Origin of the sequence: Janthinobacterium sp. EB271-G4-7A, assembly GCF_020858075.1 — a bacterium.
In the GTDB taxonomy this organism is placed as follows: domain Bacteria; phylum Pseudomonadota; class Gammaproteobacteria; order Burkholderiales; family Burkholderiaceae_D; genus Janthinobacterium; species Janthinobacterium lividum.
Genome location: NZ_JACYMI010000006.1, coordinates 135,826 through 160,199, shown reverse-complemented (window position 1 = coordinate 160,199; position 24,374 = coordinate 135,826). Strand labels below are relative to the sequence as shown.

At 63.6% G+C, this 24,374-nt stretch carries 29 protein-coding genes; 13 read left to right on the top strand and 16 right to left on the bottom strand.

Annotated features, from left to right (window positions below):
- Positions 1 to 95: 95 nt before the first annotated feature.
- Together IGS58_RS27040 and IGS58_RS27035 are read right to left on the bottom strand one after the other, a co-directional pair.
- Positions 96 to 578 carry an adenylyltransferase/cytidyltransferase family protein gene (locus IGS58_RS27040; RefSeq protein ID WP_034784861.1) on the bottom strand — a complete coding sequence of 161 codons (483 nt, stop codon included), beginning with the start codon at positions 576 to 578 and terminating at the stop codon, positions 96 to 98.
- Positions 579 to 622: 44 nt separating this feature from the next.
- Positions 623 to 862 (bottom strand): DUF3717 domain-containing protein, encoded by a 240-nt coding sequence (locus IGS58_RS27035; protein ID WP_034785368.1) that lies wholly within the window; start codon positions 860 to 862, stop codon positions 623 to 625.
- A gap of 134 nt (positions 863 to 996) precedes the next feature.
- On the opposite strand from IGS58_RS27035, the gene IGS58_RS27030 reads away from it, so the two are divergent.
- From IGS58_RS27030 to IGS58_RS26995, 8 genes are all read left to right on the top strand, one after another.
- Entirely contained in the window at positions 997 to 1,935 is a 939-nt protein-coding gene (locus IGS58_RS27030; RefSeq protein WP_230523144.1) for a hydrogen peroxide-inducible genes activator, read from the top strand.
- Positions 1,936 to 2,012: 77 nt separating this feature from the next.
- Complete coding sequence (ubiA, locus tag IGS58_RS27025) at positions 2,013 to 2,867, top strand: 4-hydroxybenzoate octaprenyltransferase (RefSeq protein WP_034784859.1); 855 nt, start codon at positions 2,013 to 2,015, stop codon at positions 2,865 to 2,867.
- 108 nt (positions 2,868 to 2,975) lie between these two features.
- Positions 2,976 to 3,332: a DUF883 family protein gene (locus IGS58_RS27020; RefSeq protein ID WP_034784857.1), complete on the top strand. Its 357-nt coding sequence runs from the start codon at positions 2,976 to 2,978 to the stop codon at positions 3,330 to 3,332.
- Between the two features lie 67 nt (positions 3,333 to 3,399).
- Positions 3,400 to 3,786, top strand: a complete 387-nt coding sequence (locus IGS58_RS27015; RefSeq protein ID WP_230523143.1) for a phage holin family protein — start codon at positions 3,400 to 3,402, stop codon at positions 3,784 to 3,786.
- Positions 3,783 to 4,133, top strand: coding sequence for a hypothetical protein (locus tag IGS58_RS27010; protein WP_230523142.1), 351 nt, complete (start codon positions 3,783 to 3,785; stop codon positions 4,131 to 4,133). Before IGS58_RS27015 ends, IGS58_RS27010 begins: the two co-directional genes overlap by 4 nt.
- Positions 4,134 to 4,222: 89 nt before the next feature.
- Positions 4,223 to 4,780 (top strand): DUF3455 domain-containing protein, encoded by a 558-nt coding sequence (locus tag IGS58_RS27005; protein ID WP_034784851.1) that lies wholly within the window; start codon positions 4,223 to 4,225, stop codon positions 4,778 to 4,780.
- 92 nt (positions 4,781 to 4,872) lie between these two features.
- A complete protein-coding gene (locus tag IGS58_RS27000) occupies positions 4,873 to 5,430 on the top strand; it encodes a sigma-70 family RNA polymerase sigma factor (protein ID WP_092613087.1) in 558 nt (185 codons plus the stop codon).
- The gene (locus tag IGS58_RS26995) at positions 5,427 to 6,143 is read left to right on the top strand and encodes an anti-sigma factor (protein ID WP_230523141.1); all 717 of its coding nucleotides are present in this window, start codon (positions 5,427 to 5,429) and stop codon (positions 6,141 to 6,143) included. Before IGS58_RS27000 ends, IGS58_RS26995 begins: the two co-directional genes overlap by 4 nt.
- On the opposite strand, the gene proC is transcribed toward IGS58_RS26995, so the two are convergent.
- Positions 6,144 to 6,974 carry a pyrroline-5-carboxylate reductase gene (gene proC / locus IGS58_RS26990; protein ID WP_034784843.1) on the bottom strand — a complete coding sequence of 277 codons (831 nt, stop codon included), beginning with the start codon at positions 6,972 to 6,974 and terminating at the stop codon, positions 6,144 to 6,146.
- 22 nt (positions 6,975 to 6,996) lie between these two features.
- Positions 6,997 to 7,698, bottom strand: a complete 702-nt coding sequence (locus IGS58_RS26985; RefSeq protein ID WP_230523140.1) for a YggS family pyridoxal phosphate-dependent enzyme — start codon at positions 7,696 to 7,698, stop codon at positions 6,997 to 6,999.
- Positions 7,699 to 7,768: 70 nt separating this feature from the next.
- On the opposite strand from IGS58_RS26985, the gene IGS58_RS26980 reads away from it, so the two are divergent.
- The 4 genes from IGS58_RS26980 to IGS58_RS26965 all read left to right on the top strand — a co-directional run bounded on the left by IGS58_RS26980 (position 7,769) and on the right by IGS58_RS26965 (position 12,740).
- A complete protein-coding gene (locus tag IGS58_RS26980; protein ID WP_070258779.1) occupies positions 7,769 to 8,812 on the top strand; it encodes a type IV pilus twitching motility protein PilT in 1,044 nt (347 codons plus the stop codon).
- 3 nt (positions 8,813 to 8,815) lie between these two features.
- Positions 8,816 to 9,955, top strand: coding sequence for a PilT/PilU family type 4a pilus ATPase (locus IGS58_RS26975; RefSeq protein WP_329958024.1), 1,140 nt, complete (start codon positions 8,816 to 8,818; stop codon positions 9,953 to 9,955).
- A 1-nt stretch (position 9,956) separates the two neighbouring features.
- Positions 9,957 to 10,442 (top strand): glutathione peroxidase, encoded by a 486-nt coding sequence (locus tag IGS58_RS26970; RefSeq protein ID WP_230523139.1) that lies wholly within the window; start codon positions 9,957 to 9,959, stop codon positions 10,440 to 10,442.
- 186 nt (positions 10,443 to 10,628) lie between these two features.
- On the top strand, positions 10,629 to 12,740 hold the full coding sequence (locus IGS58_RS26965) for a putative bifunctional diguanylate cyclase/phosphodiesterase (RefSeq protein WP_092612856.1): 2,112 nt from the start codon (positions 10,629 to 10,631) through the stop codon (positions 12,738 to 12,740).
- Here IGS58_RS26965 and glcF read toward each other — a convergent pair.
- The 3 genes from glcF to IGS58_RS26950 are packed head-to-tail and all read right to left on the bottom strand — an operon-like array spanning position 12,733 to position 16,555.
- Positions 12,733 to 13,971, bottom strand: coding sequence for a glycolate oxidase subunit GlcF (gene glcF, locus IGS58_RS26960; protein WP_230523138.1), 1,239 nt, complete (start codon positions 13,969 to 13,971; stop codon positions 12,733 to 12,735). The genes IGS58_RS26965 and glcF overlap by 8 nt on opposite strands.
- A gap of 6 nt (positions 13,972 to 13,977) precedes the next feature.
- On the bottom strand, positions 13,978 to 15,048 hold the full coding sequence (gene glcE / locus IGS58_RS26955) for a glycolate oxidase subunit GlcE (RefSeq protein WP_230523137.1): 1,071 nt from the start codon (positions 15,046 to 15,048) through the stop codon (positions 13,978 to 13,980).
- A 16-nt stretch (positions 15,049 to 15,064) separates the two neighbouring features.
- Positions 15,065 to 16,555 (bottom strand): FAD-linked oxidase C-terminal domain-containing protein, encoded by a 1,491-nt coding sequence (locus IGS58_RS26950; RefSeq protein ID WP_230523136.1) that lies wholly within the window; start codon positions 16,553 to 16,555, stop codon positions 15,065 to 15,067.
- 151 nt (positions 16,556 to 16,706) lie between these two features.
- Between IGS58_RS26950 and IGS58_RS26945 the strand changes: the two genes are divergently transcribed.
- On the top strand, positions 16,707 to 17,261 hold the full coding sequence (locus tag IGS58_RS26945) for a cob(I)yrinic acid a,c-diamide adenosyltransferase (protein WP_034784827.1): 555 nt from the start codon (positions 16,707 to 16,709) through the stop codon (positions 17,259 to 17,261).
- Positions 17,262 to 17,324: 63 nt separating this feature from the next.
- Here IGS58_RS26945 and IGS58_RS26940 read toward each other — a convergent pair whose 3' ends face one another.
- The 9 genes from IGS58_RS26940 to IGS58_RS26900 all read right to left on the bottom strand — a co-directional run bounded on the left by IGS58_RS26940 (position 17,325) and on the right by IGS58_RS26900 (position 24,348).
- The gene (locus IGS58_RS26940; RefSeq protein ID WP_034749095.1) at positions 17,325 to 17,513 is read right to left on the bottom strand and encodes a hypothetical protein; all 189 of its coding nucleotides are present in this window, start codon (positions 17,511 to 17,513) and stop codon (positions 17,325 to 17,327) included.
- A gap of 96 nt (positions 17,514 to 17,609) precedes the next feature.
- Entirely contained in the window at positions 17,610 to 17,810 is a 201-nt protein-coding gene (locus tag IGS58_RS26935) for a hypothetical protein (protein WP_070258768.1), read from the bottom strand.
- Between the two features lie 86 nt (positions 17,811 to 17,896).
- Positions 17,897 to 18,088: a hypothetical protein gene (locus tag IGS58_RS26930; RefSeq protein WP_070278226.1), complete on the bottom strand. Its 192-nt coding sequence runs from the start codon at positions 18,086 to 18,088 to the stop codon at positions 17,897 to 17,899.
- 31 nt (positions 18,089 to 18,119) lie between these two features.
- Complete coding sequence (locus IGS58_RS26925) at positions 18,120 to 18,500, bottom strand: glutaredoxin family protein (RefSeq protein ID WP_034784825.1); 381 nt, start codon at positions 18,498 to 18,500, stop codon at positions 18,120 to 18,122.
- A gap of 81 nt (positions 18,501 to 18,581) precedes the next feature.
- Entirely contained in the window at positions 18,582 to 18,767 is a 186-nt protein-coding gene (locus IGS58_RS26920) for a hypothetical protein (protein WP_034784824.1), read from the bottom strand.
- A 301-nt stretch (positions 18,768 to 19,068) separates the two neighbouring features.
- Entirely contained in the window at positions 19,069 to 21,186 is a 2,118-nt protein-coding gene (locus IGS58_RS26915) for an FUSC family protein (protein ID WP_329958023.1), read from the bottom strand.
- Between the two features lie 130 nt (positions 21,187 to 21,316).
- The gene (dxs, locus tag IGS58_RS26910; protein WP_070253794.1) at positions 21,317 to 23,188 is read right to left on the bottom strand and encodes a 1-deoxy-D-xylulose-5-phosphate synthase; all 1,872 of its coding nucleotides are present in this window, start codon (positions 23,186 to 23,188) and stop codon (positions 21,317 to 21,319) included.
- Positions 23,189 to 24,088 carry a polyprenyl synthetase family protein gene (locus IGS58_RS26905; RefSeq protein WP_099395721.1) on the bottom strand — a complete coding sequence of 300 codons (900 nt, stop codon included), beginning with the start codon at positions 24,086 to 24,088 and terminating at the stop codon, positions 23,189 to 23,191.
- 8 nt (positions 24,089 to 24,096) lie between these two features.
- A complete protein-coding gene (locus IGS58_RS26900; protein ID WP_034784821.1) occupies positions 24,097 to 24,348 on the bottom strand; it encodes an exodeoxyribonuclease VII small subunit in 252 nt (83 codons plus the stop codon).
- Positions 24,349 to 24,374 lie beyond the last annotated feature (26 nt).

Below are 24,374 nucleotides of genomic sequence, written 5' to 3'. Positions count from 1 at the left end.
GGTGGAACGTACTGGGGCTGACGAAACGAGGTCGCAGCCCTGGCAGTTCTCATAGTAACGTCTTTTTATCTGTATGGAAACATTGACGAGCTTCCTCAGCCCTGCTGCGTCCGCACTTTCGTCAACAGCTTGGTGGTCGAACGGTCGTGCTCGAAATCGATGGCCACGGCCTGGCCGCCATACGCCAGCACGGCCTTGCCTTCCGGAATGGCCGCCATGTCGTAGTCGCCGCCCTTGGCATAGATTTCCGGTTCGATGTCCAGCACCACTTCCAGGGCGCTGTCTTCCGAGAATGGCACGACCAGGCTCACCGCTTCCAGGGCAGCCAGCACGGCCATGCGGTCTTCGCAGCTGTTCAGGGGACGGTCATCGCCCTTGCCCAGGCGTTTCACTGAAGCATCGGTATTCACGGCAACGATCAGCGAGGCGCCCAGCGCGCGCGCCTGCGCCAGATACGTTACGTGGCCACGGTGCAAAATGTCGAACACGCCGTTCGTCACCACCACCGGTTTCGGCAGGGCCGCGGCGCGGGCGCGCAGTTCGTCACGGCCGCACAGTTTGTTTTCAAAATCAGGCATGGATATCTCTTGTTGGGTTAAATAGGGTGACGATACGGTCACGCTCAGGCGTGACTATCGCCTTGGATGCCGCCGGCATCCCGGCGCCAGGCATCGATCAAGGCCACGACGGCCGGGTCCAGCCCTTCTTCGGCGATGCGATCTTGCCGGTAGTAAATCATCAGCGCATACACGCCGGCCAGGCGGCTGACGGACGGCGACAGTGCATATTCATTGCCGCGCGCCGGTTGCCTGGCACGCCAGTAATTAATTGCCGCTTCCAGCGCCTGCAGGTGCAATTCCATCGCCATCTCCCTTCGCTGCCCGGTCCCGCATTATAGGGGGCGATCCGCTACAATACGCCATCGGCGCCACAGTTTCACGTTTGCGCCACCTTTCATTCATTGCAAGTAAGCACTTCCTGTGTTTCAATCAACCTATGACACTGACTGAACTGAAATATATCGTTGCAGTCGCGCGAGCGAAGCACTTCGGCCATGCCGCCGAAGCTTGCTTCGTTGCCCAGCCCACCCTGTCAGTGGCCATCAAGAAACTCGAAGACGAATTGGGCGTGGTCCTGTTCGAACGGGGCGGCGCGGAAATCTCCGTCACGCCACTGGGCGCGCAGATCATTGCGCAAGCCGAGCGCGTGCTGGAACAGACGGCCGCCATCAAGGAACTCGCCAAGCAAAACAAGGATCCGCTGGCCGGCCCCCTGCGCCTGGGTGTGATCTACACGATCGGCCCCTACCTGCTGCCGCCGCTGGTCAAGGCCATGATAGACCAGGTACCGCAGATGCCCTTGATCTTGCAGGAAAACTTCACGGTTCGCCTGCTCGAATTGCTGCGCCAGGGCGAACTGGACGTGGCCATCATGGCCCTGCCCCTGCCCGACCACGGCATGGCCATGCAGGAACTGTATGACGAACCGTTCGTCGTCGCCATGCCGCGCCAGCATCCATGGGCGGCGCGCGACAAAATCGCCGCGCAAGACTTGAAATCGGAAACCATGCTGCTGCTGGGCAATGGCCACTGTTTCCGCGACCAGGTACTGGAAGTGTGCCCCGAAATGGCGCGTTTTTCCTCGCCCGGCAACGGCATGCAGCGCACGTTCGAAGGTTCCTCGCTGGAAACCATCCGCCACATGGTGGCCAGCGGCATCGGCCTGACGGTCTTGCCGCGCGCCTCCGTCGCCAATATGCACGCCACCGACGGCATGCTCGAATACCGGCCCTTCGCCGCCCCCGTGCCATCGCGCCGCGTGGTGATGCTGTGGCGCAAGAGCTTTACGCGCAAGGCCGCCATCGACGCCCTGTGCGCGGCCATCGCCAGCTGCAACTTGCCGGGCATTACGCCGCTCTGCGAGGACGAAGACTAGCGCCCCAGGCGCAAAATAGTACATTTACATACTATTTGCGATAATCGACCTTTCTCTTCAACAAGATCGAGTCTTCCATGAACAAGCTGGCGCTGTATTTCCGCCTGATACGGCTGGACAAGCCTATCGGTACCGTATTGCTGCTGTGGCCTACCCTGTGTGCGCTGTGGCTGGCGCAGCAGGGCGTGCCGGACTGGCGGCTGCTGCTGATCTTTACTCTTGGCACTTTCCTGATGCGCTCGGCAGGCTGCGCCATCAATGACTACGCCGACCAGGATATCGACAAATTCGTCAAGCGCACGGCCGAGCGCCCGATCACCAGCGGCCGCATCAGCGGCAAGGAAGCGCTGGCCGTGGCTGGCGTGCTGACCGTGCTGGCCTTTTGCCTGATCCTGCCCCTCAACGCGCTGACCAAGCAGTTGTCCGTGGCCGCCGTCATCATCGCCGGCACCTATCCCTATTTCAAGCGTTTCTTTGCCATCCCGCAAGCCTACCTGGGCATCGCCTTCGGCTTCGGCATCCCCATGGGCTTTGCCGCCATCACGGATGCCGTGCCCGCCGTCGCCTGGCTGCTGCTGCTGGGCAATGTCTTCTGGGCCGTGGCCTACGATACGGAATACGCGATGGTCGACCGCGACGACGATCTGAAGATCGGCATCAAGACCTCGGCCATCACCTTTGGCCGCTACGACGTGGCCATCGTCATGGCCTGCTATGCCGTTTTCCTGCTGCTGTGGCTGGCATGCGGCTGGTACCTGGGCTTGCGTTACTGGTTCGTCGCGGGCTTGCTGGTGGCGGCCGGCTGCGCCGTTTACCACTACACCCTGATCCGCGCACGCGAGCGTATGCCGTGTTTTGCGGCATTCCGGCATAATAACTGGCTAGGAGCGGCGGTGTTTGCGGGCGTGGTACTGGACTTTGCTTTCCGCTAAGCAAAAACCCTTGCGCCGCGGCAGCCCTTGAGGCGGCGCAAGACAGGCCTGGCCGCAGCTGCCTACACTGGTATTTCACTGTGCAGTTTCACTTCCATGAGGTAATACATGAGCTCGATACATACCGGAAAATCCAGCAGCGACAGCATCCTCGCCGACGCCGACAAGGCCCGCGACAAACTGGTCGGCGACCTGAAAACCGTCATCAATGAAGCGGAAGGCTGGCTCGATGGCGCCAAGGATCAGACGGGCGAGAATGTCAAAGCCGTCAAGGACAAGTTCATCGCCACCCTGGAAACGGCCAAGAAAGACTTGATCAAGCTGGAAGAAGACTTACTCGAACGTACCAAGCAGGCGGCCAAAGCCACCGATGAATACGTGCAGGACAATCCATGGAAAGCCGTGGGCGCGGGCGCCGTCATCGGCGTGCTGTTCGGCCTGCTGCTTTCCTCGTCACGCCGCTAGATAGTAACGGCGCAGTACCGACGCAGCACCGACGGCGCAGGCCGTCTCCTGACGCGAAAGGCAGCATATGGCTATCTTGCACCATGTCGCCCAAGTCGCAGCGACCCTCGCCGCCATCGTCCAGACCCGTCTGGCCCTGGCGGCCGTGGAAATGGAAGAAGAGTCGCTGCGCTTCCTGTCCTATCTGGCGCTGGCCATGCTGGCACTGCTGTGCCTGTTTGTCGGCCTGGTCTTGATCGTGTTCCTCGTCATCGTGCTGTTCTGGGATACGCACCGCATCGCCGCCATCGCCATCACGGCCGCCGTCTTCATCGGCGCCGCCATCGCCACCTTGCTGGGCGTGCGCGCCAGTTTCCGCAGCAAGCCGAAACTGCTGTCCTTCACACTTTCCGAACTGAACAAAGACCTGGACGAGCTGCAACTGCTGGCGCGCCGGAGATCGGAGCGGCCATGACCACGCATCCCACCAAGTTATCGCATGTGCACACGGCCGCCAGCCTGGCGCAGCGGCGCGACGCGCTGCTGGCCGAATGCGCGCTGCAGCGCCTGGCCCTGGGCGTGCAGGCGCACCAATTGCTGGAGCCTTTAACGGGCGGCAATCTGCGCCACACCCTGGCCACGCGCTTTAAAATTCCCCTGATGATAGGGGGCGCCGTGCTGGGTTTGCTGCTCGTGCGCCCGCGCCGTTTCCTGCCGCTGCTGCGGGCCAGCGGCGCGCTGCTCAAGCACGCCACCACCGCCATGCCCGTCGTGCTGGCCCTGGCGCGGCGGTTCAGCAAGAAAGAAACGCCGCCGCCTTAGAATATTTTTCTCTGGCTGCATCCAAATGGCCAGCCCATGCGTAGTAATGGTATCAACCAGCCGGTTGAGCCAACTACCAGGAGTTCGCCATGCTTGCCACCATCGCCCCACGCCATACCGCCCCTTCGCTCACCGTGCTGTGCGCCGCCCTGCTCGTGGCCGCCTGTGCCCCCATGAGTGCCCGCTATTCGCAGGAACAATTACCGAATGCCGTCAAGGTGCCCGATGGCCACCAGGTAGCCATGCAAACGGTGGGCGTGGGCAAGATCGCCTACGAATGCAAGGCCAAGAAAGACATGACGGGCCATGAATGGGTCTTCGTGGGCCCGGACGCGGCCCTGAACGACCGCAGCGGGATGCAGGTTGGCACGTATGTCGGCCCACCTGCCACCTGGGCCAACCTGGACGGCTCGAAAGTGACGGCAACGCAAGTGGCCGTGGCGCCGGCCGGCGCCGGCAACATCCCGTATCAGCTGGTGAAAGCCAACCCGGCCACGGGCAGCGGCGCCATGCAGGGCGTCAGCTACATCCAGCGCGTGGCCACCAGCGGTGGCGTGGCGCCAAGCAGCCCCTGCGGCATGGAAAGCATCGGCGCCAAACAATGGGTGCCCTATCAAGCCGACTACATTTTCTGGAAGGCCGCATAAATCAGTGAAAGCGACGGTTGGCAAGCGGGTTTCTGGCCTATACTCGGCCTTGAAAACTTGCTAACCGTTTACTCTTGACGATTGCGCCAACCTTGCCAACGCTAGCCGCCCCTTACGATTACGATGCCGCCCTGCGCGCCTGCGCCAGAGGCGAGCAGCAGGCATTGCACGGCCTGTACCAGCAGGAAAGCCGCTACCTTCTGGGCGTGGCCCTGCGCATCGTGCGCCAGCGGGCCCTGGCCGAAGACGTGCTGCACGACGCCTTCCTGAATATCTGGCGCCGCGCCGGCAGCTTCGACGCCACGCGCGGCAGCGGCAAGGGCTGGATCTATGTGGTGGTGCGGCACCAGGCGCTGGACATGGCGCGCGCCCGTGCCCATGAACTGTCAGCCGACGAGGATACCGTGGAAACCCTGCTGCACCAACGCCAAGGCCACGACGCGGGCGAGGCCTATGCCGACCAGGCGGACCTGGGCAAGCTGCACGATTGCCTCGGCCACCTGGATGAAGCCAAGCGCAATAGCATCCTGTACGCCTACGTCGATGGCTGTTCCCACAGCGAAATCGCGCAGCGCCTGCAAGCGCCGCTGGGGACCGTCAAAGCCTGGGTCAAGCGGGGCCTGGCCGCCTTGCGGGAGTGCATGGGATGATCAACAGCGACGAGGAATTGCACAGGCTGGCCAGCGAATATGTGCTGGGCACATTGGCGCTGGCCGAACGCGCGGAAGTGGAACGGCGCTTGCCGCGCGATGCCGCCTTGCGCGACGCCGTCGATGCCTGGGAACAGCGCTTGCTGCCATTGACCACCCTGGCGCCGCCCGAAACGCCCTCGGCGCAACTGTGGCCGCGCATCAGCGCCAGCCTGTTCACGCCGAAAGCCGTGCAGCAGGCGGGCGGCTGGCAAGCGTGGTGGAACAGCCTGGCCTTCTGGAGACTGCTGGCCGGCGGCGGCCTGGTGGCCACGGCTGTGCTGGCCGTGCTGGTCAGCGTGCAACTGCAAGCGCCGGGCGGCCCCGGTTATCTGGTGGTGCTGGTGGCGCCGCAGGATAAATCGCCGGGCTGGATCGTGCAGGCGGGCGGACGCGGCGGCAAGAACCGCGACCTGAGCCTGATCCCGCTGGGCCCGACAAACGTGCCGCAGCAAAAAGCCCTGCAATTCTGGACCAAGGGCAAGGACTGGGGCGCGCCCGTCTCGCTGGGCCTGGTCAAGCCGGGGCAAAGCCTCAAGCTGACCCTGGATAAGCTGCCGCCGCTGCAAGCCGATCAACTGTTTGAAATCACCCTGGAGCCGGAAGCGGGCTCGCCAACGGGGCGGCCGACAGGACCGATTTTATACATAGGCCGCGCCGTCAAGGTGATCTAATTACTTCGACAGCTCGTCACCCATCTCGCGCCCCCGTTGCGCGGCCGCCTTGATGCCCTTGACGATGGCCGCTTTCACGCCGCTCTCTTCCATGCTGGTGAGCGCCGCATACGTCGTGCCGCCTTTCGACGTGACGCGCTCGCGCAGCAGCGACACGGGTTCGCTGGAGTTCGCCGCCAGTTGCGCGGCGCCCGTAAAGGTGGCAATCGCCAGCTGGGTGCCCTGCTCGGGCGTCAAGCCCAGTTCGGCGGCCGCCTGCTGCATTGCTTCGATAAAGTAAAACACATAGGCGGGACCGCTGCCCGACACGGCCGTGACGGGGTCGATCTTGGCTTCGTCATCGAGCCAGACCGTCTGGCCGACGGCGCGCAGGATGGCGTCCGCCATCTTCTTCTGTTCCTCGCTCACGCCGCTGCTGGCCACCATGCCCGTGATGCCCATGCCGATCAGGGCCGGCGTATTCGGCATGCAGCGCACGATGGCGGGGTAGTCGCCGAGCCAGCGCGACAGGTCCTGCGCGCGGATGCCGGCCGCGATCGACAGGATCAATGGCGCCCTATCCCCGTCGAGGAAAGGCAGCAACTGGGCCGCCACTTCGCGCATGCTTTGCGGTTTCACGGCCAGCACGATCACATCCACGCCGCGCAATGCCTCGCCGGCGGAAGCCGCCGTCGTGACGCCGAATTGCGCCTGCAGTTTTTCCAGCGCCGGCGCGTGCGGGTCGATCACGTGGATATTGCCGCCCAGGGTCAATTTGCCCGCCAGGCCCGCGATCAGGGCGGCCGCCATGTTGCCGCCGCCTACAAAGGCGATATTCAATTCTGTCGTCATGGTTATGCTTTCTGTCAATCAGTTAGGAATAGTTGCGGGAGCCGAAGATGGCGCTGCCCACGCGCACGATGGTGGCGCCCTCGAGCACGGCGGCGCGCAAGTCGGCCGACATGCCCATCGACAAGGTATCGAGCGCCAGCCCTTCGGCCTTCAATTGTTCGTACAGCGCGCGCAATTGCGCAAAGGCAGCGCGCTGAAGCTGGAGCTCCGTTTCCGGCTCGGGGATGGCCATCAGGCCGCGCAAACGCAAGCGCGGCAGCTGCGCCACGGCGCGCGCCAGCGCTGGCAATTCGGCCGGCGTCACGCCGCTCTTGCTGGCCTCGCCGCTGATATTGACTTGCAGGCAGATATTCAGGTCCGGCAAGCCGGCCGGGCGCTGTTCGGACAGGCGTGCTGCGATCTTTTCCCGTTCCACCGTGTGCACCCAGTCGAAATGCTCGGCGATGGGGCGCGTCTTGTTGCTCTGGATGGGGCCGATGAAATGCCAGGCCGGTGCTTGCTGCGGTGCGGCTTCCTTCACAAAGGCAATCTTGTCGAGCGCTTCCTGCAGATAGTTTTCGCCAAACGCCGCCTGGCCCGCGCGCATGGCTGCCAGCACGGCATCCGCGCCGAAGGTCTTCGAGACGGCCAGCAGGGTCACGTCGGCCGGCGCGCGCTGCGCGTCAGCGGCGGCCTGCGCAATACTGTCGCGCACGGCTTGCAAGTTCTGTTCGATTGTGGACATAATCATTTTCTAGTGTATAGGGGCGGCGGCACAGTGCGCCAGCCCATCAATGCAGGCACAGGGATTATAAATGGACATCTCCGAACTACTCGCTTTCTCCGTCAGCAACAAGGCTTCCGACTTGCACCTGTCTTCCGGCCTGCCGCCGATGATACGGGTCAACGGCGACGTGCGCCGCCTGAACGTGGCGCCGCTCGAGCACAAGGAAGTGCACAGCATGATCTACGACATCATGAACGACAGCCAGCGCAAGGCGTATGAAGAAGCGCTGGAATGCGATTTCTCGTTCGAGATTCCCGGCCTGGCCCGCTTCCGCGTCAACGCGTACAACCAGGAACGCGGCGCCTCGGCCGTGCTGCGCACGATTCCGTCGAAAGTGCTGACCCTGGAAGAACTCAACGCCCCGCGCATCTTCGGCGAGCTGGCCATGCGCCCGCGGGGACTCGTGCTGGTGACGGGCCCGACGGGCTCCGGCAAGTCGACCACCCTGGCGGCCATGGTGAACCACGTCAACGAGCGCCTGAACCACCATATATTGACCATCGAAGACCCGATCGAATTCGTGCATGAACCGAAGAAATGCCTGATCAACCAGCGCGAAGTGGGCTCGCACACGCATTCGTTCAGCAATGCGCTGCGCTCGGCCCTGCGCGAAGACCCCGACGTGATTTTGGTGGGCGAGTTGCGCGACCTGGAAACCATCCGCCTGGCGCTGACGGCGGCCGAGACGGGCCACCTCGTGTTCGGCACCCTGCATACCTCGTCGGCGGCGAAATCGATCGACCGCATCATCGACGTCTTCCCCGCCGAGGAAAAGGAAATGGTGCGCGCCATGCTGTCCGAATCCTTGCAAGCCGTCATTTCGCAGAACTTGCTGAAAACCAAGGATGGTGCGGGCCGCGTGGCCGCGCATGAAATCATGCTGGCCACGCCGGCCGTGCGCAACCTGATCCGCGAAGCAAAAGTGGCGCAAATGTATTCGGCCATCCAGACGGGCAGCAACGTGGGCATGCAGACCCTGGACCAGTGCCTCACCGACCTGGTGCGGCGCGGCACGATCTCGGCGGAAACAGCCCGCTCGGCCGCCAAGGCGCCTGAAAACTTCCCCGGATAAGCCATGCAGACGACGCACGAACACTATGGCGCCATGCACGCGCTGCTGGCGCAGATGCGCGCACGGGGCGGCTCGGACCTGTTCATCACGGCCGGCTTTCCGCCCTCCATCAAGCTCGACGGCAAGCTGACGCTGCTGGCGGGAGGCGCGCTTGACGCGGCACAGGCGGCGGGCTACGTGCGCGCCGTCATGAACGAACGCCAGGCGGCCGAGTTCGCGTCCAGCCGCGAAGCCAATTTCGCCATCAGCCCGGACGGTCTCGGACGTTTCCGCGTATCCGCCTTCGTGCAGATGGGCCAGGCAGGCATGGTCTTGCGCTTGATCAATACCGCCATCCCCACACTCGATGGGCTGGGTTTGCCCTCCATCCTGCAAGACATCGTGATGAGCAAGCGGGGCCTCGTCATCATGGTGGGCGCCACGGGCTGCGGCAAGTCGACCACCCTGGCGGCCATGGTGGGCCACCGCAACGCGCACAGCCACGGCCACATCATCACCATCGAAGACCCCGTGGAATTCATCCATCCGCACGGCAACTGCATCGTCACCCAGCGCGAAGTGGGCGTCGATACGGACGACTGGGCCACGGCCCTGAAAAACACCCTGCGCCAGGCGCCCGACGTGATACAGATCGGCGAAATACGCGACCGCGACACCATGGACCACGCCATCGCGTTTGCCGAGACGGGCCATCTGTGCCTGGCGACCTTGCACGCGAACAACGCCAACCAGGCGCTGGACCGCATCATCAATTTCTTCCCCGAAGAGCGGCGCCAGCAATTGCTGATGGACCTGTCGCTCAATTTGAAGGGCATGATTTCGCAGCGCTTGATCCCCAGCAAGGAAGGCGGCGGGCGCAAGGCGGCGCTGGAAATCCTGCTCAACTCACCGCTGATGAGCGACCTGATCTTCAAGGGCCAGGTGCACGAGATCAAGGAACTGATGAAAAAATCGCGCGAGCATGGCATGCAAACCTTCGACCAGGCCCTGTTCGACCTGCACGAAGGGGGCGCCATCAGCTATGAAGACGCGCTGCGCAATGCGGACTCCGTCAACGACCTGCGCCTGACGATCAAACTCAAGGGCGCAACGGCGCCGGAACCGCCCCCGCAAACGGGCGCCACCAAACTGGGACTCCTCTGACATGACCAGCATCCACGATTTCCAGGCCGAGGCGCTGGACGGCACGCCGATCGACCTGGCGCAATACAAAGGCAAGGTGCTGCTGATCGTCAATACGGCCAGCGCCTGCGGCTTCACGCCGCAATACCAGGGGCTCGAAGCGCTGTACCGCGAATTTCACGACCAGGGCCTGGTCGTGCTGGGTTTTCCCTGCAATCAATTCCGCCAGCAGGAACCGGGCTCGAATGCGGAGATCGGCGCCTTTTGCGAGAAAAACTTCGGCGTCACCTTCCCCCTGTTTGGCAAGGTCGACGTGAATGGCCCGCATACCCATCCCCTGTTTGCGCAATTAAAACAGGCGGCGCCCGGCATATTGGGCACGCGGTCGATCAAATGGAATTTCACCAAGTTTTTGGTGCGCAAGGATGGCAGCGTCTTTCGCCGCTATGCGACGGCCAGCAAACCGGCCAGTCTGGCGGCCGACATACGGCAATTGCTACAGGAGTAAAAAACGCAATACTTTGATTTAAGACAACAATCATGCGAAATCTATAAAACCGTATTTATTTCATGCCTGATATCAATATTGTGTTTCAAATAGCAAATATCGGTGATAATGTTTACATAATTATTCGCAGATATCGATCAAAAAACGATGCCAGTCTTTGGGAAAATATTATCTTCATGGATGCGGATGGGTAGTTATTCCCGCCTCTTCATCCCTATTACCTTCCTGATACTCGCCGTTTCCGCTGTACGCTATCACGCCCTGCTGGGTACGGAAACGGCGCTGGCCAATGCGCGCTACCAGAGCGACGCCCGGCAACTCGACCTGTTCCTGGCCAATAGCGTGCTGCCGCTGGCCGTGCATACGGACCGGCATGCGATGCACGACAGCGTGCAGCAAGCGCTGCGCAGCGCCCTGCCACTGAACCGCAGCCTCGCCTCCGTGCGCTGGGATACGGCTGGCGGGCATGTCGAAGTGCTGGCTGACAACAAGCTGAGCGATGCGCTGGCCGACGGCGTGCCGGCGTGGTTTGCGCGCCTGGCGGGCATGGCGGCCATCCGCAGCCGCCTGACGGTGGCGTTGCCGGACGGCGGCGACGGCATCCTCGACCTGCACTACACGCCCGGCCGGCCCCTGGCCCAGGTGTGGCAAAGGGTGCGCGAGCAGGCCGTGCTCAGCACCATCAATATCGTCCTCGTCTTCCTCCTGCTGGGCTTGATCCTGGCGTCGCACCGCAAGCTGCTGGCGCGGCTTGTGCAAGCGACGGACCGCTTTCGCGATGGCAACTTCGCCGTGCGCCTGGCGGCTGGCGCCACGCCCGAGGCGCAAGCCGTATCGCAGTCGTTCAACGGCATGGCCGGCGATATCGAAGAACTGCTGACCTCGCTGAAAACCAGCCAGCGCCAGCTGGGCGAACAGCTGAACGAAACCGTGCACATGCAGCAGGCGCTGCAAAAGCTGTCCTGGCAAAACTACAATGATGTGCTGACGGGTCTACCCAACCGTGCCGCGCTGGCCGCCCGCTTCGAGCAGGAACTGTTCCTGGCGCGCGAACGCCAGCGCCTGCTGGCCGTCTGCCTGTTCGACCTCGACCATTTCCAGGCCATCAACGACCGCTACGGCGCAGAAGCGGGCGATGAAATCCTCAAGCAGGTGGCCGGCCGCCTGCACGCCTTTACGGGCCAGATCCATTACGCGGCGCGCCTGGGCGGCGATGAATTCGTCCTGCTGCTGTGCGGCCAGGCCAGCATCGCCAGCATCGAACAGAACATCACCCAATTGATGCAGGAACTGAGCCGCCCCTATCATTGCGACCAGCAGGCGCTGCACATGACGGCCAGCGTCGGCATCGCCGTCTACGCGGGCAAGGACCTGAATACGGAAAGCCTGCTGCGCCACGCCGACCACGCCGTCTACCAGGCCAAGCTGACGGGGCGCAACCAGTATCACTTCTTCGATACCAATCTCGATGAGGAAGTGCGCACCCACCACAACCAGCGCACGGAAGTGCGCCAGGCCCTGATCAATGGCGAACTGCGGCTGTACTACCAGCCCAAGGTGAATATGCGCGCCGGCACGGTGGTGGGCATGGAAGCGCTGCTGCGCTGGCAGCATCCGCGCCGCGGCGTGCTGGCGCCCGCGCAATTCCTGCCGCTGGTGGAACAGACGGATTTGATCATCGACATCGGCGAATGGGTGCTGCGCCAGGCCCTGTGGCAGATGCAGCGCTGGGTCGCTTGCGGCAAGCACTGGGTGGTCAGCGTGAATATCGCGGCGCGCCACTTCCAGCAACCGGACTTCGTTTCGCGCCTGGAAACCATCCTCGGCGAATTTCCCGGCGTGCGCGCCAGCATGCTGGAACTGGAAATCCTCGAATCGTCGGCCCTGCACGACATCGAAGACGTGCGCCGCATCATCCGCGCCTGCCAGGCGCTGGGCATCACGTTCGCGCTCGACGATTTCGGCACCGGCTACTCGTCGATGTCGTATCTGAAACGCCTGCCGGCGAATATCGTCAAGATCGACCAGAGCTTCGTGCGCAACATGCTCAACGACCGCGATGACCTGCACCTGGTGCGCGCCGTCATCGGCCTGGCCCGTTCCTTCAGCTTGACGGTGATCGCCGAAGGCGTGGAAAGCGTCGAGCATGGCGCGCGCCTGATCCAGCTGGGCTGCGACCTGGCGCAAGGCTACGGCATCGCCCGCCCCATGCCGGCCGACGCCGTGCTGGAGTGGGCCAACAATTTCATCCCTGCGCCGCAATGGCGCATCGCGCAATACAACGAAGTGCCTATTTGACCGGGGTCAAGGCGGAGTCGATCAATTCGATCCAGTGCCGCACGGGGGTCTCCGTGCCCGACTGCAGGTGGCTCAGGCAACCGATATTCGCCGACACGATCATCTCCGGCTCGCACGCTTCCAGGTTCGCCACCTTGTTGTCGCGCAGCTGCTGCGACAGTGCCGGCTGCAGGATCGAATAGGTGCCCGCCGAACCGCAGCACAGATGGCTGTCGGCGCACAGGCGCACGTCGACGCCGACGGCGCGCAAGACCTGCTCCACCTTGCCGCGCACCTGCTGGCCATGCTGCAGGGTGCATGGCGGGTGGTACGCCACTTTTTTGCCGATGCGTCCTTTCAGCAGCGCCACCAGCTCCGCTTCAAAGGCCGGCATGATCTCGGACAAATCGCGCGTCAGTGCGGCGATACGCCGCGCCTTCTCCGCATAGCGGGCGTCGTGCGCCAGCAGATGGCCATATTCCTTCACCGTGGCGCCGCAGCCGGACGCCGTCATGACGATGGCTTCCGCGCTGTCCGCGCAGTCTACGTAGGGCCACCAGGCGTCGATATTGCGGCGCATGTCGTCCAGCGCCGCCTCCTGGTCGTTCAGGTGATGGCGCAGCGCGCCGCAGCAGCCCGCCTTCGGCGCGACGATCAGCTGCACGCCAAGCGCGTCGAGCACGCGCGCCGTGGCCGCGTTGATGTTCGGCGACATGGCCGGCTGCACGCAGCCGTCGAGCAGCAGCATGGTGCGCGCGTGCCGGCGCGCCGGCCATGCGCCAGCGGCGGCGCCGGGTCGCAATTTATCCTGCAAGCTTTTCGACAGCAGCGGCCGCAGCGCCTGCCCCGCCTTGTACACGGGCGTAAACAGCCAGCGGCGCGGCAAGGCTTCCTTCAGGGCGAAGCGCAAGGCCCGTTCGCGCAAGGGCCGCTGCACGCGCTGCTCGACGACGCTGCGCCCGATATCGACCAGGCGACCGTACTGCACCCCGGACGGACAGGTGGACTCGCAGTTGCGGCAGGTCAGGCAGCGGTCCAGGTGCGTCTGCGTCTTGGCGGTGACGGGCGCGCCTTCGAGCACTTGCTTGATCAGATAGATGCGCCCGCGCGGGCCATCGAGTTCGTCGCCCAGCAGCTGGTAGGTGGGACAGGTGGCCGTGCAAAAGCCGCAATGCACGCAGGCGCGCAGGATGGCTTCGGCTTCGTCGCCTGCCGGCGTATTCTTGATGAAATCGGCGAGATTGGTTTGCATGCGCGCTCAATACATTCTGTGCGGGTTGAAGATGCCGGCCGGGTCGAAAGCCTGCCGCAGGCGTTGGTGGATGGTGGCCACGGCCGGCGCCAGCGGGTGGAACACGCCCACGGCCTTGTCGGCGCCGCGGAACAGGGTGGCATGGCCGCCGGCGGCCGCCACGACCTGGCGGATGTGCCGTGCGCCATCGGCATCGGCGCCGCCATCGAGCTTCAGCCAGCGCTGCGCCCCACCCCACTCGATCAGCTGGCGCCCCTTTAGAATCATGGCGCTGGCGTGCGGCGGCAACGACAAGCGCCACAGGCTGCCCGCGCCAGTAAAGAAATCGTGCGTTTGCTCGCGCACGGACAGCCAGAAGGCGGCCGCGTCATCGGCTGCCAGCAGCTCGCCTTTCAAGGCTTGCAGGGCCGCCGACACGGCCGCCTCGGCGCCGGACAGGCGCACCGTCAACACGCCGTCATGCCAGCAGCTGGCCGATATCGGCAGCGGCTTGCCAGCCCATTCATTGAGCATGCGCAAGGCGGCGATTTCCGCACAGGCCACGCGAAACGTCACTTCGCGCAGCGGCAAGGGCAGCACTTTCAGCGACACTTCCAGGATCAGGCCCAGGGTGCCCAGGGACCCCGCCAGCAGGCGCGAGACATCGTAGCCGGCCACGTTCTTCATGACTTGCCCGCCAAACGCCAGGCGCTCGCCATGGCCATCCATCAGCACGGCGCCCAGCACAAAGTCTCGCAAGGCTCCTGCGCTGGCCCGGCGCGGGCCGGACAAGGCGCTGGCGACGACGCCGCCCACCGTGGCGCCCTGGCCGAAGTGCGGCGGCTCGAATGCCAGCATCTGGTTGCGCGCGGCCAGCGCCGCCTCGATTTCCGCCAGCGGCGTGCCGCAGCGGGCCGTGATCACCAGCTCCGTCGGTTCATAGTCGATGATGCCCGCATACGCGCGCGTATCGAGCACCTCGCCATCGAACTGCTGGCCATACCAGTCTTTTGTGCCGCCGCCGCGCAGGCGCAAGGGACTGCCCGCCGCGCTGGCCGCCAGGATCCGCTGCCTGAATTGTTCCGCTATCGCTTGCAAAGGTGTCTCCGGAAAATTAAAAACGGGGCAGGTTGGCGAACGGCAGCCGCCCCGCCGTCACATGCATCTTGCCGAATTCGGCGCAGCGGTTCAAGGTGGGAATCGCCTTGTCCGGGTTCAGCAAGGTATGCGGATCGAAGGCGCGCTTGACGGCAAAGAAGGCATCGAGTTCGGCGCGCGTAAACTGTACGCACATGGAATTGATCTTTTCCATGCCCACGCCATGTTCGCCCGTGATGGTGCCGCCCACGGCCACGCACAGGGCCAGGATGTCCGCGCCAAACGCTTCGGCGCGCTCGAATTCGCCGGGCATGTTGGCGTCGAACAGGATCAGGGGATGCAGATTGCCGTCGCCCGCGTGGAACACGTTCGCGCAGCGCAAGCCATGCGTCGTTTCCATGCCGGCGATACCCGTCAGCACTTCCGCCAGGCGCTTGCGCGGGATGGTGCCGTCCATGCAATAGTAGTCGGGCGAGATGCGCCCGGCGGCGGGAAAGGCGTTCTTGCGGCCAGACCAGAATTTCATGCGCTCCGCTTCCGACTGCGAGACGGCGATGGCGCTGGCGCCCGCCCCTTCCAGCACGGCCGTCATGCGGGCGATTTCCTCTTCCACTTCCTCGTGCGTGCCGTCCGCTTCGCACAGCAAAATGGCGGCCGCGTCGATGTCGTAGCCGGCCTTGACGAATGGTTCGACCATGCGCGAAGAAGTCCGGTCCATCATTTCCAGCCCGGCCGGAATAATGCCGGCCGCGATCACGTTGGCAACCGCGTTGCCGCCCGTGACGACGTCCTCGAACGATGCCATGATGACCCTGGCCGTGGCCGGTTTCGGTATCAGTTTCACGGTCACTTCCGTGACGATGCCCAGCATGCCTTCGGAGCCGATGAAGACGGCCAGCAGGTCGAGGCCCGGAGCGTCCAGGCATTCGCCGCCCAGTTCCAGCACGTCGCCATCGATGGTGACGATGCGTACGCGCAGCACATTGTGCACGGTCAGGCCGTATTTGAGGCAATGCACGCCGCCCGAGTTTTCCGCCACGTTGCCGCCGATGCTGCAGGCGATCTGCGAGGAAGGATCGGGCGCGTAATACAGCGCGTGGGGCGCCGCCGCTTCGGAAATGGCCAGGTTGCGCACGCCCGGCTGCACCACGGCCGTGCGCGCATACGCATCGACGCGCACGATGCGGTTCAAACGCGCCGTCGACAGCACCACGCCATCGGCGATCGGCAAGGCGCCGCCCGACAAGCCCGTGCCGGCGCCGCGCGGCACGATCGGCACCTTCAACGCGCGGCAGACGCCGAGGATGGCGATGACCTGTTCTTCCGTGTCCGGCAAGGTCACCACCATCGGCAGCTGGCGGTAGGCGGCCAGGCCATCGCATTCATACGGGCGCGTATCTTCCGCGTCGGACAGCACGCAGCGTGCCGGCAGCACGGCCAGCAGGGCCGCGACGACGGCTTGCTGGCGCGCGGCGGTCAATCCGGATTCAGGGGCAGCATTGAGCATAAGATGGAGGGCAAATGGGCATGGGCGTGCAACGATTGTAAGCACAAAAGTGGCGCGCGCCGCATTTTTTGTCCGATTTGCCCGCAAATCCGGGGCCAGGCGGCGCGCGGTGTCGTATGCTGCCCCCATTCTTCTTTACAGGATCGACATCATGGGCAACCGACTTTCGAAAATCGCCACGCGCACGGGCGACAATGGCAGCACCGGCCTGGGCGACGGCAGCCGCACCAGCAAGGACAGCGCCCGCATCCACGCCATGGGCGACGTGGACGAACTCAATTCGAACCTGGGACTGCTGCTGTGCGAAGCCATGCCGGACGCCTTGCGCGACGAGCTGGTGGCCATCCAGCACGACCTGTTCGACCTGGGCGGAGAAATCTGCATCCCCGGCTACCAGCTGATCAAGGAAGAGCACGTGCTGCGCCTCGACGACCTGCTGGCGAAATACAATGCGGACTTGCCGGCCTTGAGTGAATTCATCCTGCCGGCCGGTTCGCGTGCCGCTTCGCTGGCGCATGTGTGCCGTACCGTGTGCCGCCGCGCCGAACGCAGCATCGTCGCGCTGGCCAATGCGGAACCCCTCCACGAACATCCGCGCCAGTACGTGAACCGTCTGTCGGACCTGCTGTTCGTGCTGTCGCGCGTACTCAACCGCTTTGCCGGCGGCAGCGACGTGCTGTGGCGGCATGACCGCACGCGGGGATGACATAAAAAACGGCGATGCCTGTCAAACCGCATCGCCGTGCTTTACCAGCTGGCAGGGTGTTACTCAGCCGCAGGCCTGAAGACACACTTTATTGGCGCGGACGCATGAAGGAACACTGAACTCCATGACACAGGCATCGAGCGCCATATAGCACTCGGACTGGCATTCGGAAATGTCGGCGGTACTACTGGCCATCGCATACGAGGCGCTGACGCCCATGGCAAACAAAAAGAAACCCAGCTTTTTGAACATACACACTCCTTTTTGGAAATGAGAGACTGCAGGACGGATGAGTTGATTCGGTCGGCCTGGCCAGGAGACTGGCAGACGCAGACCGGCAATCATTATTTACGGCAAGTATGGATCGCAGCTCTTATTGCACATCTGGTGAATCTTGAAGCAAGCGCCTGGCGCCCTCGGATGATCCGTCATGCACTGCGCCAGATCGTCCTCGCACTGCGCGTAGCATTCCGGCTCGCCGCCGCCAGCGATGGCATACGAGGCGCTCACGCCCATGGCAAACAAAAAGAAACCCAGTTTTTTAAACATTGGTACTCCTTTGTGGAAATATCAGACGATGAGCAACATCCATGGCGCGCCGTCCCTTACGCGTCATCCATAAGTGCCTCCGCGCGTCAGTTATGCGGCGGACGCAGGCATTCCTTCTGACAAGCCTGATAATTTTCCATGCAGGCCGGCTGGCCGAATTCCACGCAATCGAGCAGGTTGCGTTCGCAGACAAAGGTACAGTCAGGGCCACCGGCATGGACACTGAAGGACAGCGCAGCGCCGGCGGCAAACAGGAAAGCGGCAATCTTTTTGAACATGGTGAGCCTTTCAGGTTGACAAGTTGAAACGTCAGATTTTCTTCAGCGCCGCTTCCAGCGCGCCAGTATTGAAACCCTGGATCTTGCGGTTACCGATCAAGACCACAGGTACGCCGCCGCCGCCGAGTTCTTCATGGGCTTTTCTCGCTTCCGGTGATTTCTCGATATCGAGATCGACGAATTCGATCTTGTTTTCCTTGAAATACGCGCGCGTCTTGGCGCAATAGCCGCACCAATCCGTACCGTACAACACCACCTTCGCCTGGGCATTCGGGAAATATGCGGCGTAATTACCCTCGGTGTAATTCGGCTTGAGCAAACCGGGCAACAAGGACAGGCCATACCCGCTGCCCAGGCCGGCGGCCAGGATCAAGCCATACATGGCGATGGTTTTAATTTTTTTCTGCATCATAAGTATTGTCAGAGGCGTCAATGATCGAGGGCGGCCGGCCTAGCGTGCGCTTGCCGGCCGCCTCGCAATGCAACATGGATATCAGGCGCCGATTTGGCAGACTTTCAGGCAGGCTTTGTAACTGCCTATGCAAAAGGGGGATCTGTCGCCATTCATCATCGTGCATTCCCGCAATTCCTCTTCGCAGCTGGAGCAGCCGATATCCGAAGCAATGGCATAGGAAGCACTCAATCCCACGGTAAAAATAAATGCGGCAATCTTTTTCATTTACTACTCTCCATGTGAGCTATTGCACCAGGCAATCGCATCAGACCAGTCGTAAGAAATTTCATCTTTGCTTGCTACAAAATCGAATATAGACCGCACTTATTTTAGAGTCAACGTTTCCTTTCGATAAATTTCCAGTTTGGAAAATATATCGGGACAGCCCATGAAATGTGGAATTTGGAGAGATTGGAAGGCGCCAAACGTCTATACAATATTGGCGCCGCAATCAGTAAAGGCCGGTTGCGGGCGCAGCCGGCCGAGCGGCTACACGACGCCGAAAAAACGCGTCAGCACGATGGCGTCACCGCGCGCCGCCAGCCAGCGCCTGCACATGCTCGCGCAGCAAGCCGCGCAGCAGCTGCACCTGGGCCACGGCATCGGCCTGCAGAGCAGTCAATCCCTCGGCAATGCAGGGACCAGGCGCGCTGGCATCGGCTTCACCACGCAGCAAGGCATCGATTTCCCCGCTGACGGCGGCAATCCACCGTTGCAATTCGGGCGGCGCCGGCTCGGCCTGGGGACTCAGACTGATGCGCGCCGTGCTGCCCGCCACGCGGCGCAGCAACGGCAGGGTGCGCAGCGCCGCCAGACCCACGCCGCTACTGCGGTCCAGGCGGCGCTCGATGCGCAAGCGCTGCAAGACCTGTTCCGCGTTATTGCTGGCCAGTCCCGCCTCGCGGCGCAGGCGCGCGATGGCGCTATCCCAGCGTCCACCCGCCGCCAGCACGGCCAGCAGGTATTTCAGGTTGGCCGACACGGCTTTCGCCAGGCGCTGGTCCAGGTCGTCCGCCTCGCGGTCCGGCCACAGGAAAAACGTGGCCAGCAGGGCCAGCACGCAGCCCAGCACATTGTTGCCCAGGCGGCTCATCGCATACACCATCTCGCTGGCTGGCGCCGCATAATCGGCCACCAGCACGAAGGCCGGCGTCATGAACAGCACGTGCAGGCTGTAGCTGACACGGCGCAAGGCCATGGTGGCGACGATCAGGGGAAACACCACCAGCGAAATACCCAGCGGCGTGTAAATGACCAGGCCGATCAGCACGGCCAGCACGGCGCCCAGCACGCTGCCCGCGACCCGCTCGATGCCGCGCGGCCAGGTGGTCGACACGGACGGCTGCAGTATCAGCAAGGTCGCCATGGTGGCCCAGTAGCCGAACGGAATATGCAAGGCCTCGACCAGCAGGAAGCCGGCCGTCGTCGCCAGCGACACGCGCGCCGCATGGCGCCAGCTCAGCGACTGCGGCGTGGCATTGACTTTTGCCGTCTGCCACGCCTGCCCCAGCGCCAGGAAGGCCGCTTCGCGCCACGGCAGCTGCGCCGCGCGCGGCAAGCCCAGCTCCATGAAGTCCACGTTCAGGCGCAGCGGCAGCAAGGCGCCCAGCGCCGCTTCCAGGCGCCGTCCGCAGCCGGCCAGGCGGCGCTGCAAGGCCAGCGGCGGCGTTTCCGGCTGGCGCTGCACGGCTTGCCCCAGGCGGCGCAGCAGCACGGCCATCACTTCCAGGCTGCGCCGCGCGCGCGGGTCCTGGCGCAGGCGCTGCTGCTCGCGCTCGCACGTATGCGTGACGGCGATCAGATAGGCGAAGATGCGCTCGGCGTCGCTGAGCGCCAGCAGCAGGTTGTCGTACAGGGCGCTGCGGCCCGCGCGCGCGGGCGGCACGGCGGCCAGCGCCACCCGCGCCGCTTCCAGCGCGGCGCGCGCCTGCGAACGGTAGCTGGCGCCATGCGCTGCCGCGTCCGCCTGCGCGGCATCATGTTCGAGAAAGCGCGCATTGTCGCGCGCGATGCCGGCCAGGCGCGAATACGCGGCGCGGATGGCGCGCCGGGCAGGGCTGAACGGGTGGATGCGCCAGATGGTAAAACTGAGCACGGTGGCGAACAGGCAGCCGAACATGTACAGGCCCAGGAAAGGCGCCGTCTGCGTCATCGATTCCAGCGGATGCGTGACCATCACCACGCACGCCGTGGCGGCCAGGATGGCCACCTGCGCCGTGGCCGCGCCCCAGATGCGCGCCAGCGCGCCGGCCCAGGAAAACAGCAGCACGGCGATGGCCGCCGCCGTCACGCCATGGCCGGCCGCCAGCGCCGTCAGGCCGCCGGCCACGGTCGACAGCAAGCCGAAGCCCACCATCGAGACGAAGCGCATGCGCCGCGTGCCCGCCGCGTCTGCCAGGCAAGTCCAGAAGGCGCCGATGGCGGCCCAGGAAAAATCGGGGTGGTCGAACAGCAGGCCCAGCAGCAGCATGGCGCTCGAAGCGCAGGCGGCCCGCAAGCCCTCGGACAGGTTCGTTTCGTCGATGGCCAGGCTGACCATCCACAGGGGGCGGCGCTGCGCCAGGGTATCGGTATAGGCGTGCATGCCCGTCAGCCAGCGGCTGGCCAGCGCGCGCGAACGGCGGTGAAGTTTCCTGAAATGCAAGATCGGCTTTGAAAGGTATCAAAGCGTCATCGTAGCATTCCCAAGCGAAAAATGTTGCAGTGCAGCGTAAATGGACTGCAGACGAAAAAAAAGCGACACCGCGATGTCGCTTTTCCGTATGCAAGCCAGCTTAGCTGACAGCTGCCAGGCGCGGCGGCTGCGTGCCGCCAAAGCGCTGCTCGATCGACGCGGCGATGCCGACGGCGTCCAGGCCCACGCTTTTCAGCAGTTGCACGGGGTCGCCATGGTCGATGAAGGTGTCGGGCAAGCCCAGCATCAGGATCGGCTTGACGATGCCTTCCGCTGCCAGCGCCTCGGCCACGGCCGAGCCGGCGCCGCCCATGATGCAGCCCTCTTCCACCGTCACCAGGTAATCGTGGTCGGCGGCCAGCTGTTTCACCAGTGCCACGTCGAGCGGCTTGACGAAGCGCATGTTCGCCACCGTCGCGTCGAGCTTCTCGCCCGCCGCCACGCTAGGCGCCACCATGGAACCGAAGGCCAGGATGGCGATGCGCTTGCCCTGGCGCTTGATCTCGCCCTTGCCGATTTCAATGCTCGTCAGTTCCGGCACGATGACCACGCCAGCGCCGGCGCCGCGCGGATAGCGGATCGCGGCCGGGCCAGGATAATGGTAGCCCGTCGTCAGCATTTGCCGGCATTCGTTTTCGTCGGACGCGGCCATGATGACCATGTTCGGGATGCAGCGCAGGAATGCCATGTCGTAATTGCCCGCGTGCGTGGCGCCGTCGGCGCCCACCAGGCCGGCGCGGTCCAGCGCGAACGTCACGTCCAGGTTTTGCAGGGCCACGTCGTGGATCAGCTGGTCGTAGGCGCGCTGCAGGAAGGTCGAATAGATGGCCACGACGGGTTTCAAGCCTTCGCAGGCCAGGCCCGCGCCAAACGTCACGGAATGCTGCTCGGCAATGCCGACGTCAAAGTAACGGTTCGGATATTGCTGTTCGAACTTGACCATGCCCGAGCCTTCGCGCATGGCCGGCGTGATGCCCACCAGGCGCTTGTCGTGGGCGGCCATGTCGCACAGCCAGTTGCCGAACACTTCCGTGTACGTCATCTTGCCCGGCGCCGTGGCTGGCTTGATGCCTTCCAGCGGATTGAACTTCGGCGTGCCGTGATACAGGATCGGCTCCGCCTCGGCCAGCTTGTAGCCTTGCCCCTTCTTGGTGACCACGTGCAGGAATTGCGGGCCCTTCAATTGCTTGATATTTTGCAAGGTCGGGATCAGCGAATCGAGGTCGTGGCCGTCGATGGGACCGATATAGTTAAAACCGAACTCTTCGAACATGGTGGCGGGCACGACCATGCCTTTGGCGTGCTCTTCAAAGCGCTTCGCCAGTTCCAGCACGGGGCCGGGCAAGACGGACTTGCCGACATTTTTCGCTGCCGCGTAGAACTGGCCCGACATCAGGCGCGCCAGGTGGCGGTTCAGGGCGCCCACGGGCGGCGAGATCGACATGTCGTTGTCGTTCAGGATCACCAGCAAGTTAACGTCTTCCTGCACGCCCGCATTGTTCATCGCCTCGAAAGCCATGCCGGCCGTCATCGAGCCGTCGCCGATCACGGCGATCGCATGCAGCGGGTCACCCTTGATCTTGGCGGCCTGCGCCATGCCCAGCGCGGCCGAGATCGACGTCGACGAGTGCGCCGTGCCGAAGGTGTCGTATTCGCTTTCGTCGCGCTTCGGGAAGCCGGAAATGCCATCCTTCTGGCGCAGCGTGTGCATGCGCTCGCGGCGGCCCGTGAGGATCTTGTGCGAATAGGTCTGGTGGCCCACGTCCCACACGATGCGGTCGTGCGGCGTGTTGAACACGTAATGCAGCGCGACAGTCAGCTCGACCGTGCCCAGGTTGGACGACAAGTGGCCACCCGTCTTGGAAACGGAGTCGAGCAGGAAGCTGCGCAGTTCCTGGGCCAGCGGCACCAGTTGCGAGCGGGCCAGCTTGCGCACTTGCGCTGGTTCATTGATGGTTTCTAACAGTTTCATTTATGCCTTCCGCTGCACGACCAGGTCCGCCAGCTCGCGCAAACGGCGTGCCTTGTCCCCGAATGGCGCCAGCGCCGCATGGGCGTCGCACCGCAATTGTTCTGCCAGGGCTCTCGATGGTTCCAGCCCCAGTATCGATACGTAAGTGGGCTTGTTGGCGGCCGCATCCTTGCCTGCCGTCTTGCCCAGGGTGGCCGAATCAGCCGTTGCGTCGAGCACATCGTCGACCACCTGGAACGCCAGTCCGACGGCGCGCGCATACGCGTTCAGCGCCGTCATCTCGTCCGCCGTCAAGTCCTTGCCGGCCAGCGCGCCGAGAATCACGGCCGCGCGCAGCAAGGCGCCCGTTTTCAGTTGATGCATCTGTTCCAGCTGCGGCAAGGTCAAGGCCAGGCCGACGCTATCGAGGTCGATCGCCTGGCCGCCGCACATGCCGGCCGAACCGGAGGCGTGCGCCAGCAGCTTGATCATCGCCATTTGCCGCGCCGGAGGAATGGCAGCGCCATCGGCCAGCAGCATGAACGCTTGCGATTGCAACGCGTCGCCGACCAGCAGGGCCGTCGCTTCATCGTAGGCGATGTGCACGGTGGGCTTGCCACGGCGCAAGGCATCGTCATCCATGCACGGCATGTCGTCATGCACGAGCGAATACACGTGAATCATTTCCAGCGCGCAAGCAGCACGGGCGAGGGTATCTTGATCGGCATCAAACAGTTCGCCAGCCGCCATCACCAGCAACGGACGCACGCGCTTGCCGCCGCCCAGCAGCGCATAGCGCATGGCAGCGTGCAGCTTGTGCGGCACGGTATCGGCCGCCGGCAGGAACTGGTCGAGCCGGGCTTCCACGCCGGACTGGGTGGCTTGCATCCAGTCGCCGAAGGTCACGCCATCTTGTTGCATGCTGGCCATCATTGGGCGGCCTCGCCGGCATCCACGAACGGTTTCAACATGTCGCCTTCGAGTACTTTCACCTGCGCTTCGACGCTGTCGAGCTGGCTTGCGCAATACTTGACCAGTTCCGAGCCGCGCTGATACGCCGCGACCGATGCTTCCAGCGGCAACTGGCCCGCTTCCATTTGCGTTACCAGCTGCGCCAGTTCCGCCATTGCCTCTTCAAACGAGGCCGGCGCTGCGGCAGCGGCAGTTAATTTCTTCGACATAGACTCAGATCTCTTCGTGGCACGAG